The sequence below is a fragment of the Citrobacter sp. Cb080 genome (assembly GCF_030334745.1).
In the GTDB taxonomy this organism is placed as follows: Bacteria; Pseudomonadota; Gammaproteobacteria; order Enterobacterales; family Enterobacteriaceae; genus Citrobacter; species Citrobacter braakii.
This window is the reverse complement of record NZ_JAOWDG010000017.1, coordinates 1-345: the sequence shown is the minus strand read 5'-3', so window position 1 is coordinate 345 and position 345 is coordinate 1. Positions and strand designations below refer to the sequence as shown.

General features: G+C 46.4%; 1 tRNA gene. It reads right to left on the bottom strand.

The features are described from left to right. Window positions 1-153: 153 nt before the first annotated feature. Window positions 154-229, bottom strand: a tRNA-Glu gene (locus OGV38_RS00210). Window positions 230-345: the final 116 nt, after the last annotated feature.

Sequence of the window (345 nt, the reverse complement as noted above, 5' to 3'; positions counted from 1 at the left end):
CTTTTCATTTCTTGTTTACGGAGAAATGAAACAGTGTGTCGTTTCAATTTTCAGCTTGATCCAGATTTTTAAAGAGCAAATATCTCAAACGAGACTCGGAAGTCTGTTTTGAGATACTTCGGTCGGCGACTTTCACTCACACATACCAGCAAGTGGCGTCCCCTAGGGGATTCGAACCCCTGTTACCGCCGTGAAAGGGCGGTGTCCTGGGCCTCTAGACGAAGGGGACACTGAAGTCTCAATCGCAAGACGCCTTGCTATTTACTTTTCATCAGACAATCTGTGTGAGCACTACAAAGAACGTTTCTTTAAGGTAAGGAGGTGATCCAACCGCAGGTTCCCCTA